This window comes from Arthrobacter sp. SX1312, from assembly GCF_002929295.1.
Taxonomy (GTDB): domain Bacteria; phylum Actinomycetota; class Actinomycetes; order Actinomycetales; family Micrococcaceae; genus Arthrobacter_D.
In genome coordinates this window covers 796,797-814,539 of sequence record NZ_PJIM01000001.1, presented here as the reverse complement: position 1 = coordinate 814,539, position 17,743 = coordinate 796,797, and the positions used below count along the sequence as shown (strand labels likewise).

Sequence of the window (17,743 nt, the reverse complement as noted above, 5' to 3'; positions counted from 1 at the left end):
CCTCCGCGTCTGAGGAGGTAATCTCTTTTCCATGACGCAGATACGGATCGGAGATGCCGCCCGCTTCCTCGCGGTCAGCGACGACACCGTGCGCCGCTGGATCGACGGCGGCCTCCTCGGCAGCACGAAGGACGCCTCGGGGCGGGCCGTGGTGGACGCCCTGGAGCTCGCAGGGCTCGCGCGCCGCAATGCCGTGCTCCCCGGGGACCCCTCGGACATCGGCCGGTCCGCACGCAACCGCTTCGTCGGGATCGTCACGGACATCATCACGGACACCGTCATGGCCCAGGTGGAACTCCAGTGCGGTCAGCACCGCGTGGTGTCCCTCATGAGCAGCGAGGCCGTGCGGGACCTCGGCCTGGAGAAGGGCTCCATCGCCATCGCCGTCGTCAAGGCCACCACGGTCATCATCGAGACCCCGGCGGGCAAGGCGTGACCGGGATGTACCTGACGCCTGCCCTCCGCCGGACCGCCGCTCTCGCCGGGGCCGCCGTCGTGCTCGCCCTGACCGCGTGCGGCACCGCGGACCCCGACGCCGCCGCGGGCGGTGACGCGGTCGACGGCAGCATCACCGTGTTCGCCGCCGCCTCGCTCACGGCCCCCTTCACGGAACTGGCCGGGCAGTTCGAGGAGGCCTACCCGGGGGCCGAGGTCACCCTGAACTTCGCGGGCTCGTCCGATCTCGCCACCCAGATCAGCGAGGGCGCACCGGCCGACGTCTTCGCCTCCGCCGACGCCAGGACCATGGTGAAGGTCGGAGCCCTGCTCGACGGCGACCCCGTGGGGATCGCCACCAACACGCTCCAGCTCGCGGTGCCGCCGGACAACCCGGCGGGGATCACCTCCCTCGTCGACGCTGCGAAGCCCGGCGTCAAGACGGTGGTCTGCGCGCGGCAGGTGCCCTGCGGGGCGGCGGCCGCGAAGCTCGAGGAGGCCGCCGGCGTGGACCTGACGCCCGTCAGCGAGGAATCCTCCGTGACGGATGTGCTGGGGAAGGTCACCTCCGGCGAGGCGGACGCCGGCCTGGTCTATAGGACCGACGTGCGGGCGGCGGGCGACGCCGTGCGCGGCATCGACGTCCCGGCAGCCGCCGGCGCGCGCACCACCTATCCGATCGCGGCCCTCGCCGGCAGCGGTGACGCCGGGACCGCGCGGGAGTTCGTGGAGTTCGCGTCCGGTCCGTTGGGGCAGTCCGTCCTTGGGGCGGCGGGCTTCGGTGCGCCTTGAGGCGGCACCCCTGGACGCCGCACGCCTGCCTCGCTGGGTGGTCGCGGTCGCCGTTGTCGGCAGCCTGTTCGTGGTCCTGCCCGTCGTCGCGATGGCCCTGCGGGTCGACTGGCCGGACTTCGTCCCCCTCGTCACGTCGGAGAGCGCGGCGGCGGCCCTGCTGCTGAGCCTGCGGACCTCCCTCACTGCGACGGCGCTCTGCGTCCTGTTCGGCGTTCCCATGGCGCTCGTCCTCGCCCGGACCTCGTTCCGTGGCCAGCGGTTGCTCCGGTCCCTCGTGCTGCTGCCGCTGGTCCTGCCCCCCGTGGTCGGGGGCCTCGCGCTGCTCTACACGTTCGGGCGGCGGGGGCTGCTCGGGAGCAGCCTCAGCGCCCTGGGCATCGAGATCGCCTTCACGACCACTGCCGTCGTCCTGTCGCAGGCCTTCGTCGCGCTGCCGTTCCTGGTGCTCAGCCTCGAGGGCGCCCTGCGGACGGTCGGCACCCGGTACGAGGCCGTGGGCGCCACCCTCGGCGCCGGACGCTGGACCGTGCTGCGGCGCATCACCCTGCCCCTGGTGCTGCCGGCGCTCGTGTCCGGGGCGGTGCTCTCCTTCGCGCGGGCCCTCGGGGAGTTCGGTGCCACGCTGACCTTCGCCGGCAGTCTCCAGGGCACCACGAGGACGCTCCCGCTCGAGGTGTACCTCCAGCGGGAGACCGACCCGGACGCCGCCGTCGCCCTCTCCTTCATCCTCGTGCTGGTGGCCATCGCCGTCGTCGGGGTGGCCCACCGTGTCCGGCCCCTCGGCGACCTCGCACCGCCGCGGGCGCCGTCCCGGGAGGCGGCCCGCGCATGAGCCTCACCTTCACCGCGACCCTGGCCGAGCGCGGCTTCGACGTGGCCTTCGAGCTCGCCCCGGGGGAGACCCTCGCCGTCCTGGGGCCCAACGGTGCCGGGAAGTCCACGCTGCTCACCCTGCTCGCCGGTCTGCTCGCACCGTCCATGGGGCGGGCGGAGCTGGACGGGACCGTCCTCTTCGACGTCGGCGCCGACCGGCGCACGCTCGTGGAACCTCGCCACCGCGGTGTATCGCTGCTGGCACAGGAGGCGCTGCTGTTCCCGCACCTCACCGCGCTGGAGAACGTCGCGTTCGGCCCGCGGAGCCGCGGCGTGGACCGGACCGCCGCCCGCGCGACAGCCCTGTCCTGGCTGGACCGCGTCGGCGCCGCGGATCTCGCGGGACGGCGGCCCGGCCGGCTCTCGGGCGGGCAGGCGCAGCGCGTCGCCATCGCCCGCGCGCTCGCAGCGGACCCGTCACTGCTTCTCCTGGATGAACCGCTGTCCGCCCTCGACGTCACCGTGGCCCCTGCCATCCGGACCCTCCTGCGGGATGTCCTGGTGGACCGCTCGGCGATCATCGTGACGCACGACCCCCTCGACGCCTTCCTCCTCGCCGACAGCGTGCTCATCCTCGACGGCGGCAGGGTGGTGGAGTCCGGGGCCACCGCAGTCGTCCTGACGCGGCCCGTCACCTCCTTCGGCGCGCATCTGGCCGGCCTGAACCTCGTGACGGGACTCCGCACCGCGGAGGGCTTTCGGTCGGAGGAGGGATGGGTCCTGCCGCTCGCCGACACGGCGCCGGAGGGGACGTCCCTCGCGCTCGCCGTCCGGCCGGGCCGGGTCACCGTGTCCCGCAGCGCCGTGACCGCGCCGGGAACGGCCTGCATCGCAGCGGAGGTCGACGACGTCGAGCACCGTGGCGACCTCGTCCGCCTGCACGCCGGCGGCATGGCGGCGGACGTGGCCCCGTCCGACGTCGTCGCCCTCGGGATCGTGCCCGGCAGCCGGATGTTCCTGGGGTTCCGCCACGAGGACGCAAGCATCTACCCGCTGTAGGACCTGCGCGTGCCGGACGGGCGATAGAGTCGACGGCATGACCCGTATCATCGCTGGAGCCGCGGGCGGCTCGACCCTCACCAGCGTCGAGGGCAACGGCACCCGGCCCACGACGGACCGCGTGAAGGAAGCCCTCTTCTCGAGCCTCGAGTCCTACGGGGTGGTGCACGGTGCGCACGTGCTGGACCTCTACGCCGGCTCGGGCTCCCTCGGGGTCGAGAGCGCGAGCCGCGGCGCGGCCACCGTGGACCTCGTCGAATCGGCCGACCGCGCCGCCGCCGTCGCGCAGAAGAACGCCGACCTCGTGAACAGGGTGCTGGGCTGGACGGCGGTGCGCGTGCACCGGTCCAAGGTGGAGACGTACCTCGAACGCGTGGCGCCGGACGTGACGTGGGACCTCGTCCTGATGGATCCGCCGTACACGGTCATGGCGGACGGCGTGCTCGCGGTCCTGGGCGCCCTGGAGTCGCGGCTGGCCGAGGGTGCCGTGGTCGTCGTCGAGCGGTCGTCGCGCTCTCCGGAACCGGACTGGCCCGTATGGCTCGAACGGTTCGCGGACAAGAAGTACGGCGAGACGCGCCTCTGGTTCCTGGAGCCCGCCGTCGACTGACGCGCGGACCCGGCTGGGGCCGGGCTCCGATCACCCTTGGGGTCGGAGCCCGGCCCGAGCTGCGGGGACTAGGCCCGGCGCTTCGTCCTGACCAGCGCCGTCACGCCCGCGGCGAGCCCGAGCAGGCCGGCGGCCAGGCCGGCCCAGGCGACCGCCGACGTCGAGCCCGTGTCGGTGCCGGCGTCGGTGCTGGACGAAGCCTGCTCGGTGTCGACGGCCTCGTCGGTCGCCTCGCTGTCAGCCGTCCCGTGGGAGCCGTGCGCGTCCTCGCCCTCGGCAGCGGCGGTGGTCACGAAGGACGGTGCGGGCTTCTCGGGCTCCTCCCCGCCCTCGACGGTCTCCTGGGTCCACTCCGAGACCTCGCCGTCCGTGTAGGACTGCGTGGTCGGCAGCAGCACCGTGGACCCTGCCTCCGGGAGGCGGCCCACGGAGATCGAGAACGTCTGGTACTCCTGCTGGGAGATCTCGGCGCCGGCGTCCGCCGTCCACACGACGGACAGGGGCGCCTCGCTCAGGGTGGCGCCGTCGGCGGTGGTGACGGGCTCCGGCAGGGCGCCGGTGACCACCTCGGCCGTCCAGCCCTCGACCGGCTTGACCCGCACCGAGGTGAAGGGCTGCTCGGTGGGAAGCTGCACCTCGAGCTTGTTCGTGCCGGCGGTCTCGGATTCGTTGGGGACGCTGAAGGTGAGCTGCGCATAGCCGTCCTCCGTGGTGGAGGTGGGTGCGACGCTGACATGGGCGGCCGCCGCGCCGAGGCCGACGGCCATCAGGCCGGCGGTGGCGAGGGCGACGGCGCCGGTGGTGAGGGCGCGGGATGCATGGGAGGAGGTCATGGGACTGCCTTTCGGGGGTGCGCTCCGGCCCGCGGCGGGGAGACGGGGAGCGGCGAGGATCTGGGGAGGGTGGTGCGCAGGACGCGCCGCCGTCGCCCGGGGGTCCGCAGGGACGTCCGGGGTCAGATCGGCAGCGCGGAGGTACGCGGCGGCCCGCGCAGCGTCGGCACCGAGGCATGCACCGACAGCGGGGCGACGGGCGCAGGGACGTCCTGGACGGGGCGGCGGCGCGCCGGAGCCGGCGGAGCGAGCGCCGGGCGGACGAACAGCGGACGGAGCCATGCGCGGAGGAACTCCAGGGCGTGGTCGCTGCGGGACACCGCGACGGCCAGGATCACCGTGGCGAGTGCATGCAGCAGCAGCATCGCGAGGCCCCCGGAGGCGGCGCCCAGCTGGTCCTGCATGGCCGGCGAGCAGGCGAGCTCGAAGGCCGCGTGGTGGCCGGGCATCGCGGAGGAGCTCCGGCAGACGGCGGGTGCGGCCGTCATGCCGAAGAGGGTGTGCAGGAGCAGCTGCCCGGCGCCCATGGCGAGCAGCGCCGCACGGAAGGAGAGCGCACGCCGGGTGAGCAGCATCACCGGGACCAGGAGGAGCGCGCCGAGCAGCAGGATCACCCCGAGGTGCGGCAGGTGCCCGGCGGCAAGGACGTGGGATGCCGCGGACACCGACAGGATGAGCGAGACGAGGGTGAGGGCCCGGAGATAGGGGAGGCCGCCGTCGGCCATGCGCGTCTCCTCCCCGTCATGAAGTGCTTCGAATCATCGGTGGGGCTACCGGCACTCCTGGCACGCCCACCTTCCCGACCAGCGTACCGCCGTCGTCCGCGCCACCCCTGTACGGGTACTTCGTGCGGGCACGGCCTGCGGATGGGCCCTGTGGGAAGGCGCCGACGGGCCGCCGGTCATGACGCGTATCGGTGGCTACCGTGGAACCGGGGGGCACGGGCGGGGCATACCGGGAGGTCGTCCGGTACCACCAGGGAGCAGGACCCGGGGAAGTCGAAGGCAGCCTGGTCGGCCCGGCCGACGCCCAGGCGGCGGAGCGCGTCGATGCCCTCGGTGTCGATGTGCTGGGCCTTGCTCGTATCGATCACGACGCAGGGCTCCTGCAGGATGCGGAAGCAGCGCCTGACGACCGGCAGGAGTGCCCGGTGGTTCTCCTCCGTGAGGCACCCATGGATCTCCATGTGCGCCAGGCGGAGCTCGAGGTCGAGGTTGATGGTGATGCGCAGTTTGTGGCTCATGGCCAGGTCTCCCAGGGACGGGAAGGGTCCGAGCCAAACTGCTTCAGCCTCTTCAGGCTACGAGGAACGCCGGGACGGTGCAGCGCGGAATTCTCCTTGACAGCCCCGTCCTCCCGTGGCGAGCTAGGTCGGAAGCTGCTCGAACTGCGCGAGGTCCGGGCCCACCAGGACGGCCGCGGGATGGGGTCCGGCGGCACGCAGCGCCCGGGTCCAGGAGGCCGGCCACGCCGCGCGGCGGGCAGCCACGACGACGTTCCCCGCCTGCTCGCCGCCCACCATGGCGGCCTCGGTGAGGACCGCGGTGGCCGGCGCGAGGGAGGAGAGCTGGCGGCTCTGGGTGCGGGCGAAGGCGAGCGGGGGGTCGTCGCCGACATTCACCAGCACCACGCCGTCCTCGGCGCACACCCGCAGCAGATGCGCCGCGAAGTCCGGGCCGGTCAGGTGGGCGGGCGCGTCCGCTCCGGCGAAGATGTCCAGCACGACGACGTCGAAGGCCGCGTCGGGCTGCTCGAGCACCGCGTCCGCGGCGTCTCCGACGACGATCTCGCAGGACGTGCCCTCCGGCAGCGGCATCGCCTCGAGGACGAAGTCGATCAGCTCGGCCTCCAGGTCCACGGCCACCTGCCGGGAGCCGGGCCGGGTGGCCTGGACGTAGCGGACGAGGGTCAGGGCCCCGGCGCCGAGGTGCAGGACCCGCAGGGGAGCACCCGGGGGTGCCGCGAGGTCGATGACGTTGGCGATGCGCTGCAGGTACTCGTAGAAGACCCGGCCGGGATGCAGCATGTCCACATGGGACTGCTGCGCGCCGCCGATGCTGAGGATCAGGGCGCCCTCGATGTAGGCGTCCTCGTCGATCTCCGCGTACGCGCCCGTCCCCGGAAGCCAGCGGGTGGGCACCTCGAATTCCCCGTCCCCCTCTGCGTGCTCCGGTGCCGACCCGCTGCTCACACCCGCTCCCGCAGGGTCGCCAGGCGCCGTGCGCCCTCCTCGATGACCTCGAACTTCTTGCAGAACGCGAAGCGGAGCAGGGACCGGGTCTGCCCGGCGCCCTCGGGGTGGCAGAACATCGCCACGGGGATCGCCGCGACGCCGATCAGGGCGGGCAGGCGGCGCGCGAGGTCCGTGGCGTCCTCGATGCCCAGCGGTGCGGCGTCCACCATGGTGAAGAAGGTGCCCTCCGGCTCGAACACGTCGAAGCCGGCCGCGCGGAGGCCCTCGCCCAGCAGATCGCGCTTCTTCCGCAGGGTGCCCGCGATCGAGGCGAAGAACGCGTCGGGCAGCGCCAGGCCCTGCGCGACCGCGCCCTGGAACGGCGTGCCCGAGGTGTAGGTGAGGAAGGTCTTGACGGTGCGCACCTGGGCCACGAGCTCGGCCGGTCCGCTGAGCCAGCCGATCTTCCAGCCCGTCACGGAGAACGTCTTGCCGGCGGAGGAGATGCTCAGGGTGCGTCCGGCCGCCCCGGGCAGGGACGCGATCGGCACGTGCTCCACACCGAAGGTGAGGTGCTCGTACACCTCGTCGGTCACGATGATCGCGTCGTAGCGCTCCGCCAGCCGCACGATCAGCTCCAGGGCGGGGCGGGTGAAGACGCTGCCCGTCGGGTTGTGCGGGTTGTTGACGACGACGATCCTCGTGCGCTCGCTGAACGCCGCCTCGAGGCTCGCGGCGTCGGGCTGGAAGTCCGGCGCGCGCAGCGGGGCCGTGGTGTGTGTCGCGCCGGAGAGGCCGATCACGGCGCCGTAGGAGTCGTAGAACGGTTCGAAGGTCAGCACCTCGTCCCCGGGGCCGGCGAACGCGAGGATCGCGGCGGCGATGGACTCGGTGGCGCCCGTGCTGACGATCACCTCGGTCCGGGGGTCCACCGTGAGGCCGTAGAAGCGCTCCTGGTGTGCGGCGATCGCGTGGCGCAGCACGGCGAGCCCCTGGCCCGGGGCGTACTGGTTGGCCCCGCCGGCGATGGCGGCCCGCGCCGCGTCCAGGATCTCCCGCGGACCGTCCTCGTCCGGGAAGCCCTGGCCGAGGTTGACCGCGTCATGCTGCTGCGCGAGGGCCGTGACCTCCTCGAAGATCGTGATGCCGAGCCGGCCGTCGTCGCCGAGCAGGTTCGCGCCGCGCGCCGCCCGCATCCACGGCGCCCCGCCGATACCCCGCGGGAAAGGAGTCTGAGCGTCTGTCGTCATCCCACCAGTATCACCGCTCCCACCGCCGGGGGCCCGCCCGGTCCGCCGAGGAACCCCGGGACTGGGTACCGTGGGGGGATGAGCCGCGCCGTCTGCCCCGGATCCTTCGACCCCCTCCACAATGGCCACCTCGAGGTGATCAGCCGTGCCGCGCGGTTGTTCGACGAGGTGATCGTCGCGGTCTCGACGAACTACGCGAAGACGTACCGCTTCGCCCTCGAGCAGCGCATGGCCTTCTGCGCGGAGAGCCTGGCGCACCTGCCCGGGGTGACGGTGCTCCCGATGGGTGAGGGCCTGCTCGCGGACTTCTGCCGGGAGCACGGGGCCGGCGCCCTCGTGAAGGGGCTGCGGTCCGGCCTCGACTTCGACTACGAACTCCCCATGGCCACCATGAACCGTCACCTGGCCGACATCGACACCGTGTTCCTGCCGACGGACACCGAGTTCGCGCACGTCTCCTCGACCCTCCTGAAGGAGGTGGCGTCACTCGGCGGGGACGTCACGTCCTTCGTCCCGGACGCGGTGAACAAGCACCTGCGGACGTCCTGATCCCGGCCCGCGGGCCCGGTCCTCAGACGGGGCGGGCGCAGGCCGGCCGCACGACCGACGCCACGAGCGCCGTGCTCTCCTCGACGAACCGCGCGAGCCAGCCGGAGGCTCCGAGCTCGGGCCGCGACCCGGTCATGGTGATGTCCGCCTCGGAGCACTGCCCCAGGTTCGTCGACGCCCGGGTCACGTGGTAGGTCGAGGTGACGACGACGATCTCGTCCCAGCCGTTGTCCCGAGCCAGCGCGGCCACCGCACGCGCCTCACCCCGCGTGGTGAGCGGATCCGGGACGAAGCAGGTGGTCTGGGGGTTCTGCTCGGCGCAGACGGCATCGGTCACCGCATTGCCCGGCAGCCCGGTGGAGGAGAGGACCAGTTCGTCGGCGACGCCGTCGTCGATCAGCTCCTGGCCGAGCGGAAGCCGTTCCGCTGCCGCCCCGGCGAGGACGACGACGGCGTCGGCCCTGCCCGCCGGGCGGAGCGGGGGATCGTAGAACAGTGTCCAGGCGAGGACCAGCCAGGCCGTGAGTCCCATCGCCAGAAGCACACCCGCCGTGCGCAGGAGGCGCGGGAGGCGTCGACGCCGTGCAGGGGGCGGGGATTCGGACATCACGGTCCGAGCCTAGACGTCCCGCCCGTTTTGGGCCTGCCCGCCGGATCAGGCTAGGATGGTACGTCGGTCATATGTTCTACAGGAGTCACCATTAAAAGCGATCTCAGTTCGCCTTTGACTTTCAGTGTCAAGGATCTCGGGCGCAGTCCGGGAAGCATGCGGACAATCGAAGAACATGCACCGGTACCCAAGGATTTCGGCGTAGCCCTGATCGGGGTGCAGGAGGGTTCCGACATGGAACTGGATCTGCGCTTCGAATCGGTGCACGAGGGAATCCTGGTATCGGGAACGGCGAACGTCGAAGTAACCGGCGAGTGCGGCCGGTGCCTGGAGCCACTGCGGTTCGACCGCGACGTGGAGATCCAGGAGCTCTTCTTCTACAGCGACTCCGCGTCGCTGTCGGTGGAAGAGGAAGAAGAACAGCACAGGGTGGAGAACGATTCGGTCGATCTGGAACCCGTGTTGAGGGATGCTGTGGTTACGTCACTGCCATTCCAGCCGGTGTGCCGGGAGGATTGCCAGGGTCTGTGCTCCGAATGCGGAGCCCGGCTCAATGATGATCCTGACCACCACCATGAAGTTTTGGATCCTCGCTGGTCAGCCCTCGCCGGGCTGACGGGCACCGCCGCCGAGCAGAACGCGGCACCCAAGTCAGAGTCAGACGAGAAGGAAGAGAGTTAGCCGTGGCTGTCCCAAAACGGAAAATGTCCCGCGCGAATACCCGCGCACGCCGGTCCCAGTGGAAGGCAACCGCCCCCAAGCTGGTCAAGACCCTCGAGAACGGCCGCGTCACCTACAGCCTCGCCCACCAGGCCAAGGTTGTCACCGACTCCGCCGGCACCCCGCTGTTCCTCGAGTACAAGGGCCGCAAGGTAGCCGACGTCTGACAACGGACCCGCGCCGCAGGGCAGGCCTCGAGCCTGCCGGCGCCCGTCCGATGCTGGATCGGTTGATGCAGTTGTGAAGAATACGGAAGACCTCACGAAGCGTCTCGGTGTCGATATCGATGCCGGGACGCTTCGTCTTGCCCTCACGCACCGCTCCTACGCCTACGAGAAGGGCGGGATCCCGACGAACGAGCGCCTGGAGTTCCTCGGCGACTCGGTGCTCGGGCTGGCGGTCACCGACGCGCTGTACCGGGACCACCCGGATCTGTCCGAGGGGGACCTCGCCAAGAGGCGCTCCGCCGTCGTCAGCACGAAGGCACTCGCGGGGGTGGCCCGCACCCTGGACCTCGGCAGCTACGTGCTGCTGGGCCAGGGGGAGAAGCTGACGAACGGGCGGGACAAGGCCTCCATCCTGGCGGACACCATGGAGGCCGTTATCGGGGCCGCCTACCTCAGCCACGGCATCGAGACGGCCCGCGCCATGGTCATGCGGCTCATCGGACCGCTGCTGCGCGATGCGGCGGTTCTCGGCGAGGGGACCGACTGGAAGACCCGCATCCAGGAGACCGCGGCCGCCCGGCGGCTCGGGACGATCGACTACCGGGTCGACGGGACGGGACCCGATCACGCCCGGACGTTCACGGCCCGCCTGCTGATCGGTGGCATCGAGTACGGCTCCGGGTGCGGGAACTCCAAGAAGGAAGCCGAGCAGGCGGCCGCGGCCGAGTCCTGGAAGACGCTCGCGGTGCCCCTGGACCCCTTACCGCCCGGCGGCCCCGCCGACAGCACCGGCACCACTGCGGTGCCCGACGGACCCTGAGTGCCTGAACTCCCCGAGGTCGAGGTCGTCCGACGCGGCCTCGCACGCTGGGTGGCGGGCCGCACCATCGCATCCGTGGACGTCCTGGATCCCCGATCCCTCCGGCGGCACGTCGACGGCGTCGAGGACTTCGTGGGCACCCTCGAGGGTGCCCGCGTCAGCGACGTCGTGCGCCGGGGGAAGTTCCTGTGGATGATCCTCGAGGACGCGGCCCGACCCGGTCATCGCCCGCACGTCGCGCTGATGGCGCACCTCGGGATGAGCGGGCAACTCCTCGTCGAGGAACCCGACGCCCCCCTCGAGAAGCACCTGAAGGTCCGCCTCGCGCTCTCCCCGGCCGTCGACGACGACGGCGCCGCCCTGCCGGGCGAGCTGCGGTTCGTCGACCAGCGGATCTTCGGCGGGATGTTCGTCGCGGAGCTGGACCCGACACCGGATGGCCTGCCCGGCGGGCTCGGCGCCTCCGACCTGCCACTCGTTCCCCACCAGGCCGCGCACATCGCGCGCGATCCCCTCGACCCCGGCTTCTCCACGGATGCCTTCCACGAACGCCTCCGCGGGCGCAGGACGGGCCTGAAACGGGCCCTGCTCGACCAGGGGCTCATCTCCGGGATCGGCAACATCTACGCGGACGAGGCGCTCTGGGCGGCCGGATTCCACTACGCGCGCCCCACGGACACCATGCGCCGGCCCGATACCCGGCGCATCGTCCACGCCGTCACCTCCGTGATGGAACGGGCGCTGGCGGCCGGTGGCACCAGCTTCGACTCCCTGTACGTCAACGTGAACGGTGCATCGGGTTACTTCGCGCGCGATCTGGAGGCCTACGGGCGGGAGGGCCGGCCATGCCGCCGCTGCGCATCCGAGGGGCGGACCACGCTGCTGCGCCGCGAATCGTTCATGAACAGGTCGTCCTACCTGTGCCCGATCTGCCAGCCGCGCCCGCGCAAGGCACGGTTCTGATCCGTTAGGCAGAAAAAGGTGATATTCGCCTCGTGATCTAAATGTGACAACAGGTGTTACCAACCGGTACGGTTAGTCTCGCGTCCGATCCACAACGGATGGGCGCCCATCCTCACACTGCCTAACCCTGTCGATGAGGACGGACCGTTCGCACTACACATTCGACAGGGGCGGGGGAACCACTAGCGGACCCGATCACGGGTCCTAGGGGTAAAGACACGCGCAGACCAGCGCTGGGGGCGATGGTCTGTAGCAAGCGTGTCCGGATGTCCCATCCGAACCCGACAGCTAACTTCGCAGGCATTGGGAAAGGCATCAACATGTCCAAGAGCAATTTCGCGCGCCACCGGGCCGTCCCCACGCGCATCAACCCCTTCATCACGGCATCCCGGGCCGTCTCCGCAAGCGCCTCCGTCGCCGGCAAGCCTGCCGCCGTCGTCGCCGTCGCTTCGGGCATCATGTTCGGCGCATCGCTTCCCGCGAACGCCGCAGGCGAGATCAGCACCCCGCCGGCCGCAGCCTCCACTGCTGCCGCAGGCACCCACACCGTGAAGGCCGGCGACACCCTCGGGTCCATCGCGGCGATGCACGGCCTGAGCGTCGACAGCCTCTTCGCGGCCAACGGACTCGGCTCCGCCTCGGTGATCTACCCCGGCCAGTCGATCTCCCTCGGCGGTTCCGCTGCTCCCGCGCAGTACTCCGTGCAGTCGGCATCGATCGTCGCCGTGCCTGCCGCGGCCCCCACTGCAGTGCCCGCCGCGGCCCCCGCCGCAGCGCCTGCCGCTGCTCCGGCAGCGACCCCCGCGGTCAGCTTCCAGTCCACCCCGTCGATCACCCCTGTGGGTAACGGCGGCGTCGTCGGAGCGGCGATGCAGGGTGTCGGCTCGGGCTACGTGTACGGCGGGACCTCCTTCGGTGCCTGGGACTGCTCGGCCTTCGTGCAGTGGGCCTACGCCCAGAACGGCGTCAACCTGCCGCGCACCACCTGGGCCCAGTTTGCTGCCATGACGCCCACCAGCAACCCCCAGCCGGGTGACCTGGTGAGCCAGAACGGTGGCAGCCACGTGGGGATCTACCTCGGCAACGGCCAGATGGTCAGCGCCCTGAACCCCTCGCAGGGCACCGTGGTCCACTCGGTCAACGCCATGTCCGTGGATGGTTACTACACCCGCTAACTGAGCCGCCGGCCGTACGGTCGGCGCCACCAGTGAGACGGTCGGAAGGACGGGATGCATCGCGCATCCCGTCCTTCCGCGTATCCGGAGCGTGTTCGTCGTGCACGTGGGGTGGGTGGTCGACGGCGACACCTGCGCACTCAGGCGGAGAGCCTCAGCGGTAGTACGCCGCCAGGCGCTCGAGCCCTTCATCGACGCTCACGGACGGGCGCCAGTCGAGCACGCTGCGCGTATCCCGCTGGTCGAACCAGTGCGCGGTCGAGAGCTGTTCCGCCAGGAAGCGGGTCATGGGAGGCTCATCCGTCCTGCCGAGCCGCAGCCAGGCCCGCTCGATCACGGATCCCGCGCCGCGAGCCAGTGCTCCCGGGACGGACCAGGCGGGTGGCTCCACGCCGCCGGCGCGGCAGATCCCGCCGAGCAGTTCGGCGATGGGGCGCGGCTCGCCGTTGGTGACGACGAGGGCCCGGCCCTGCGCCGCATGCATGCGCCGCAGGCACGCGACGATGGCCGAGGCCGCATTGTCCACGTAGGTCGTGTCAATCAGGGCCGTGCCGCCGTCGAGCAGGGGCAGGCGTCCGTGCCGTGCGCGCTCGATCACGCGTTCCACCAGCTGGGTGTCGCCGGGGCCCCATACGATGTGCGGCCGCACTGCGGCGACGCGGAACGCCGGCGTCGAGCGACCCAGGGCGAGCAGCTCGGCCGCGGCCTTGGTCCGGGCGTAGTCCCCGCGCGCGTGCGCCGGGTCCGCGCGGCCGGCGGGAGCACCGACGAGCGAGGAGCCGGCGTGTGCCACGGACGGCGAGGACACGTGGACGACGTCGGTGACCCCGGCCGCATGGGCGGCGTCCAGCAGGATCCGGGTCCCGTCGATGTTGGTGCGGTCGAACTCGGCGGAAGCCCCGGTGAAGGAGACCTTCGCCGCCAGGTGGATCACGGCGCGGCAGTCCTGGACCGCTGAGGCGACGGCGTCCGGATCGGTGATCGAGCCCAGGACGTCCTGCGCGCCGGACACGGAGGATGGCCGGCGCTGGAGGCACCGGACCTCCTCCCCGGAGGCGACGAGGTGTTCGGCGACGGCGCGCCCCAGCATCCCGCTCGCACCGGTGACGAGGACCGTCACAGGGACCCCGCGCGGGCACCGGAGAGGAACCGGCTGCACCACTGCGCGATGCGCGTGCGGTCGATCTTCGCGTTGTGCCGGATGTCCACCGGGAGGGCGGGAACGGCGACGACCGCGGCGAGGCCGACACCGTGCCTCAGCGCGGCAGCCCGTGCCGCCTCCGTGAGCGGAGCATCCGCCAGGGCCGGGCGCCGTCCTGCGGCGTCCGTCTCGAGGACCGCGACGACGGCCTGGGTGCCGGCGGGTCCGACGCCCACGAGGGCAGCCAGCCGGACGCCGTCGAGCGTCTCCAGCGACTGCTCCAGGGCGACGGGCGTCAGGACGCCGGAGGCCGCCGTGATGATGTGGCCGAGCCGGCCCTCGACCCACAGGCGCCCCTCGGCGTCGAAGTGGCCGACGTCGCCGGTCCGGTGCCATGGGGGAGTCCGCGCGGACTCGCGCTGCGTCCTCCACAGCCGGAAGTAGCGGTCCTTGACGTGGGGGGCGTCGACGAGGATCTCGCCGGTCCGCCCGGGCGCCGTCGTCGCCTCGCCCGTCGCCGCACCGTCGTCGTCGAGCGGGCTGACGGCGACGCGGGCGCCGTGCACGGGGAGGCCGACGCACACCCCGCCGCCGGCGCCGTCGAGCCCGTCCCGCGCGTCAGCCGACGCGCGTCGGATGCCCGTGAGGTCGATGTCCGCGACGAGGAGGGATTCCGTCATGCCGTAGGGCGTGTGCAGGGCGGCCGACGGCACGAGGTCCTGGACGGCTTCGAGGAGCGGGACGGGGATCGGCGCTCCGGCCGAGAGCAGCAGGGAGATCCGGCCGAGGGCCGTCCTGCCCGCGTCGGTGAGCGCACCGGCGGTGGCGAGCACGTTGCGCAGGGCGGTCGGTGAGGCGAAGACGACGGTCGCGTCGATCGCGTCCGCGGCGTCGGACAGCGCCTGCGCGGTCAGCGTCCTGGGGGCCGTGACGTCCATGGCCGGGGTGACGGAGGTGGCCCCGAGTGCCGGGCCGAGCAGCGCGAACGGCGCGAAGCCCGCGACGAGCGAGGCACCCTCGCCGAGGCCGAGGGTCGCCGCGACGGCGTCCCGCATGGCGGAGAGCTGCCGGTGCGTGTAGACGACGCCCTTCGCGGGGCCCGTGGAGCCCGAGGTGAAGAGGATGGCGGCGTCGGCGTCGGCGGCGGGCGCCTCCACGGCGGACCGGGCCGGGCGAGCGGCGCGCAGGTCGTTGAGCGAGGCCTCCACCCGCAGTGCCCTGCGCCTGGCCGGGGACAGGGGAGCGGCACTGATGCGCCGTCCGGGCCACCCGAAGGCGCGGGCCGCGACCAGGGCGCGTTCGATGCCGATGACGACGTCGGGCGCCGACCCCTTCACGGCACGGCTGAGTCCACGGGCGCCGAGGCCGGCGTCGGCGACGACGATCACGGCACCGATGCGCAGGCAGGCGTAGATGAGCACGGTCAGGTCCACGCCGGGCGGGACGAGGAGGCTCACGCGGCTGCCGGGACCGTAGCCGAGCGCGGTCAGGCCGGCGGCGACGGCGGCGACGTCGTCGTCGAGCTCCCGCCAGGACAGGGTCCGGGGCGGGCCGGAGGGCTTCATCTCCGCGACGGCGGTCCGTGCGGCGTCCGGCCCGGCGGCCAGGTCGGTGAGCCGCCGGCCGAGCGGGACGTAGGGCGCATCATCGCGCGGCGGGACGTCAGCGCGGGGCTCGGGGTGCCCGACCGACCGTTCGGCCAGCCACTGCAGGGCCGTCGACGCCGTGTCGGCGTCCTCCTGCACGAGATGGCCCGCATGCTCGAAGCGGTGGACGTCGGCCCGGGGGAGCCGCCGGGCGAGGTCCTCCAGGTAGGGGTCCGAGAAGATCGGGTCGTGCGGTCCCCACATCATGAGCACGGGGACGTCCAGGCTGCGGATGCCCTCGGCCGTCGCGGTCAGGGCCGGGTAGCTGGGATGCGACGGATCCGCGGGGATGTCCGAGACGAAGTGCGCGATGCCCTGGCGGTCGGCGGCGGTGCGGTACGGGTCCCGGAAGGCGCGGCGCACGTCCGGGGCGAGGGCGGGCCGGGCGAGGGCGAGGGTCACGTCGAGGAACGCGCTCGTGGTCCGGGTGCCGAGGCCGTGGACGCCCGGGGCGAGGGCGAGCCTGAGCGGTGCGGGGATGCGACGGTCCGCGTCCTGGTGGATGGCGGTGTTCGTGAGGACGACGCCGGCCAGGTCCTCCCGGTTCCGGTCGGCGTAGCCGAGGCTGACCACGCCTCCCCAGTCGTGCCCCACGGTGACCACGGGACCGGTGAGCCCGACGGCGGCCGCGAAGTCCTCGAGGTCGGTGATGCGGTCGGCCAGCCGCCGGAACACGCCCGTCCGCTCGGAGTAGCCCATGTCGAGCTGGTCCACGGCGACGACGCGCCAGCCCGCGGCGCGGCCGGCCGCCAGGTAGGTCCGCCACAGGTAGGACCAGGTGGGGTTGCCGTGGACGCAGAGCAGTGTCCCCCGGACCGTGCTGTCGGCGAGGTCGGCGCCGTTGTCGAGGTAGTGCCAGCGATGACTGGTGCCGGGGCGGTCCGCCCCGCTGGTCGAGGGCACGTCGATGTACGTCGACCAGGAGGGGTCGACGCCGGGGAGTGCTACCACGCAATCTCCATCATCGACGTGTTCAGTCCGGACCCCACGCCGAGGCACAGGACGCGGTCCCCGGATCTCAGGGACGAGGCTTCCTGGGCGAGGGTCATGGGCAGGGACGCAGGCCCGACGTTGCCCCAGTGCGGGAAGGTGATCGGCACCCGATCGCGCTCGAGGTCGACGGCCTTGATGATCGCGTTGGTATAGGAATTGGAGACCTGGTGGGTGACGTAGCGGTCCATGGAGTCCCACGCCCAGCCGTCCGCCTGCGCCTCGTGCCACGCGGTGACCACGAGGTCCAGGCCGCCTTCGAGCAGGCCCTTGGTGTCGGTGTACATGCCGTCGATCCCGCCGACGCAGAGTTCGTGGTGCTCGGTCCCGGCGCGGGAGACGCCGCCGAGGATCCGGTGCGAGCCCGGGTGCAGATCCGCGGGGCCGAGGACGGCGGCGGCGGCCCCGGAACCGAGCGTGAGGGTCGCGAATTCGCTGAGGAAGTCCTGGCGCGTCGAGTCCTCCCGGTTGAGCCGCCGGAAGGTGGCTTCCTGGGTCTTCTGGGCGTCCTCGCCCGCGACGATCAGCGCGTACTTGATCTGCCCCGAGTCGATCATGTTCGCCGCGAGGGTCATGCCGTTGACGAACCCGAGGCAGGCGTTGGCCAGGTCGAAGTTCATGGCCGAGGAGGGGAGGCCGAGCGAGTGGTGGATCTTCACGGCGACGGACGGCTCGAGGTTGCGCCGCGTCACCGAGGTGTTGATGAGGAGGCCCACCTCGCCCGGCTCGATGCCCGCCTCGGCCATCGCCTTGGCGCCGGCCTCGATGGCGGCGTCGTCGAAGTCGGAGCCGGGGGACCACCACCGGCGTTCGGTGACGCCCGCGACGCGCTCGAGGAGCCGCTTGGAGAGGCGCAGCCTCTTCAGGCTGGGGGCGAGCCGTTCGTCGAACTCTGCGGAACTGACGACTACCGGCGCCTCCACAGTCGTGACGGCGAGCAAGGCCGTGTTGTCATGTCGGAAGGTCGCGTTACCGGTCAAATTTCCTGCCTCGT

20 protein-coding genes and 1 riboswitch are annotated in these 17,743 nt (G+C 72.0%); of the genes, 11 read left to right on the top strand and 9 right to left on the bottom strand.

All coding sequences use genetic code 11. From position 1 onward, the window contains the following. Positions 1–31 precede the first annotated feature (31 nt). Genes CXQ92_RS03950 through rsmD form a run of 5 tightly spaced genes read left to right on the top strand, consistent with a single transcriptional unit; the run spans position 32 to position 3,712 of the window. On the top strand, positions 32–436 hold the full coding sequence (locus tag CXQ92_RS03950; protein WP_104165435.1) for a molybdopterin-binding protein: 405 nt from the start codon (positions 32–34) through the stop codon (positions 434–436). A 5-nt stretch (positions 437–441) separates the two neighbouring features. Then, on the top strand, positions 442–1,227 hold the full coding sequence (gene modA / locus CXQ92_RS03945) for a molybdate ABC transporter substrate-binding protein (protein WP_104165433.1): 786 nt from the start codon (positions 442–444) through the stop codon (positions 1,225–1,227). After that, the gene (locus tag CXQ92_RS03940) at positions 1,217–2,062 is read left to right on the top strand and encodes an ABC transporter permease (RefSeq protein WP_258069694.1); all 846 of its coding nucleotides are present in this window, start codon (positions 1,217–1,219) and stop codon (positions 2,060–2,062) included. Before modA ends, CXQ92_RS03940 begins: the two co-directional genes overlap by 11 nt. After that, a complete protein-coding gene (locus tag CXQ92_RS03935; RefSeq protein ID WP_104165431.1) occupies positions 2,059–3,102 on the top strand; it encodes a sulfate/molybdate ABC transporter ATP-binding protein in 1,044 nt (347 codons plus the stop codon). The genes CXQ92_RS03940 and CXQ92_RS03935 overlap by 4 nt, the downstream gene beginning before the upstream one ends. A gap of 37 nt (positions 3,103–3,139) precedes the next feature. Beyond that, the gene (gene rsmD, locus CXQ92_RS03930; RefSeq protein ID WP_104165430.1) at positions 3,140–3,712 is read left to right on the top strand and encodes a 16S rRNA (guanine(966)-N(2))-methyltransferase RsmD; all 573 of its coding nucleotides are present in this window, start codon (positions 3,140–3,142) and stop codon (positions 3,710–3,712) included. A gap of 68 nt (positions 3,713–3,780) precedes the next feature. On the opposite strand, the gene CXQ92_RS03925 is transcribed toward rsmD, so the two are convergent. The 5 genes from CXQ92_RS03925 to CXQ92_RS03905 all read right to left on the bottom strand — a co-directional run bounded on the left by CXQ92_RS03925 (position 3,781) and on the right by CXQ92_RS03905 (position 7,968). Beyond that, on the bottom strand, positions 3,781–4,545 hold the full coding sequence (locus CXQ92_RS03925) for a YcnI family protein (protein ID WP_104165428.1): 765 nt from the start codon (positions 4,543–4,545) through the stop codon (positions 3,781–3,783). A 122-nt stretch (positions 4,546–4,667) separates the two neighbouring features. Then, the gene (locus tag CXQ92_RS03920; RefSeq protein ID WP_104165426.1) at positions 4,668–5,270 is read right to left on the bottom strand and encodes a hypothetical protein; all 603 of its coding nucleotides are present in this window, start codon (positions 5,268–5,270) and stop codon (positions 4,668–4,670) included. A gap of 176 nt (positions 5,271–5,446) precedes the next feature. Beyond that, positions 5,447–5,788 carry a hypothetical protein gene (locus CXQ92_RS03915; RefSeq protein ID WP_104165424.1) on the bottom strand — a complete coding sequence of 114 codons (342 nt, stop codon included), beginning with the start codon at positions 5,786–5,788 and terminating at the stop codon, positions 5,447–5,449. A 123-nt stretch (positions 5,789–5,911) separates the two neighbouring features. Next, positions 5,912–6,736 carry a spermidine synthase gene (locus tag CXQ92_RS03910; RefSeq protein WP_258069693.1) on the bottom strand — a complete coding sequence of 275 codons (825 nt, stop codon included), beginning with the start codon at positions 6,734–6,736 and terminating at the stop codon, positions 5,912–5,914. Continuing rightward, entirely contained in the window at positions 6,733–7,968 is a 1,236-nt protein-coding gene (locus CXQ92_RS03905) for an aminotransferase class I/II-fold pyridoxal phosphate-dependent enzyme (protein WP_104165422.1), read from the bottom strand. The genes CXQ92_RS03910 and CXQ92_RS03905 overlap by 4 nt, the downstream gene beginning before the upstream one ends. A 78-nt stretch (positions 7,969–8,046) precedes the next feature. On the opposite strand from CXQ92_RS03905, the gene coaD reads away from it, so the two are divergent. Continuing rightward, positions 8,047–8,517: a pantetheine-phosphate adenylyltransferase gene (coaD, locus tag CXQ92_RS03900; protein ID WP_104165420.1), complete on the top strand. Its 471-nt coding sequence runs from the start codon at positions 8,047–8,049 to the stop codon at positions 8,515–8,517. Between the two features lie 22 nt (positions 8,518–8,539). Here the strand turns inward: coaD and CXQ92_RS03895 are convergent, their stop codons facing one another. Beyond that, positions 8,540–9,124: a YdcF family protein gene (locus CXQ92_RS03895; protein ID WP_104165418.1), complete on the bottom strand. Its 585-nt coding sequence runs from the start codon at positions 9,122–9,124 to the stop codon at positions 8,540–8,542. 117 nt (positions 9,125–9,241) lie between these two features. Between CXQ92_RS03895 and CXQ92_RS03890 the strand changes: the two genes are divergently transcribed. The 5 genes from CXQ92_RS03890 to CXQ92_RS03870 all read left to right on the top strand — a co-directional run bounded on the left by CXQ92_RS03890 (position 9,242) and on the right by CXQ92_RS03870 (position 12,972). Then, a complete protein-coding gene (locus CXQ92_RS03890) occupies positions 9,242–9,808 on the top strand; it encodes a DUF177 domain-containing protein (protein WP_104165416.1) in 567 nt (188 codons plus the stop codon). Between the two features lie 2 nt (positions 9,809–9,810). Further along, entirely contained in the window at positions 9,811–10,014 is a 204-nt protein-coding gene (rpmF, locus tag CXQ92_RS03885; RefSeq protein WP_043445822.1) for a 50S ribosomal protein L32, read from the top strand. 73 nt (positions 10,015–10,087) lie between these two features. Then, a complete protein-coding gene (gene rnc, locus CXQ92_RS03880; RefSeq protein WP_104165414.1) occupies positions 10,088–10,834 on the top strand; it encodes a ribonuclease III in 747 nt (248 codons plus the stop codon). Then, the gene (gene mutM / locus CXQ92_RS03875) at positions 10,835–11,797 is read left to right on the top strand and encodes a bifunctional DNA-formamidopyrimidine glycosylase/DNA-(apurinic or apyrimidinic site) lyase (protein WP_104165413.1); all 963 of its coding nucleotides are present in this window, start codon (positions 10,835–10,837) and stop codon (positions 11,795–11,797) included. A 108-nt stretch (positions 11,798–11,905) separates the two neighbouring features. Then, a riboswitch (cyclic di-AMP (ydaO/yuaA leader) is annotated at positions 11,906–12,115 on the top strand. A 2-nt stretch (positions 12,116–12,117) separates the two neighbouring features. After that, a complete protein-coding gene (locus tag CXQ92_RS03870; protein ID WP_104165411.1) occupies positions 12,118–12,972 on the top strand; it encodes a C40 family peptidase in 855 nt (284 codons plus the stop codon). Between the two features lie 154 nt (positions 12,973–13,126). Here CXQ92_RS03870 and CXQ92_RS03865 read toward each other — a convergent pair whose 3' ends face one another. Genes CXQ92_RS03865 through CXQ92_RS03855 form a run of 3 tightly spaced genes read right to left on the bottom strand, consistent with a single transcriptional unit; the run spans position 13,127 to position 17,729 of the window. After that, on the bottom strand, positions 13,127–14,092 hold the full coding sequence (locus CXQ92_RS03865; protein ID WP_104165410.1) for an NAD(P)-dependent oxidoreductase: 966 nt from the start codon (positions 14,090–14,092) through the stop codon (positions 13,127–13,129). Further along, positions 14,089–16,710: an alpha/beta fold hydrolase gene (locus CXQ92_RS03860; protein ID WP_104165408.1), complete on the bottom strand. Its 2,622-nt coding sequence runs from the start codon at positions 16,708–16,710 to the stop codon at positions 14,089–14,091. The genes CXQ92_RS03865 and CXQ92_RS03860 overlap by 4 nt, the downstream gene beginning before the upstream one ends. After that, a complete protein-coding gene (locus CXQ92_RS03855) occupies positions 16,704–17,729 on the bottom strand; it encodes a 3-oxoacyl-ACP synthase III (protein WP_104165406.1) in 1,026 nt (341 codons plus the stop codon). Before CXQ92_RS03855 ends, CXQ92_RS03860 begins: the two co-directional genes overlap by 7 nt. Positions 17,730–17,743 lie beyond the last annotated feature (14 nt).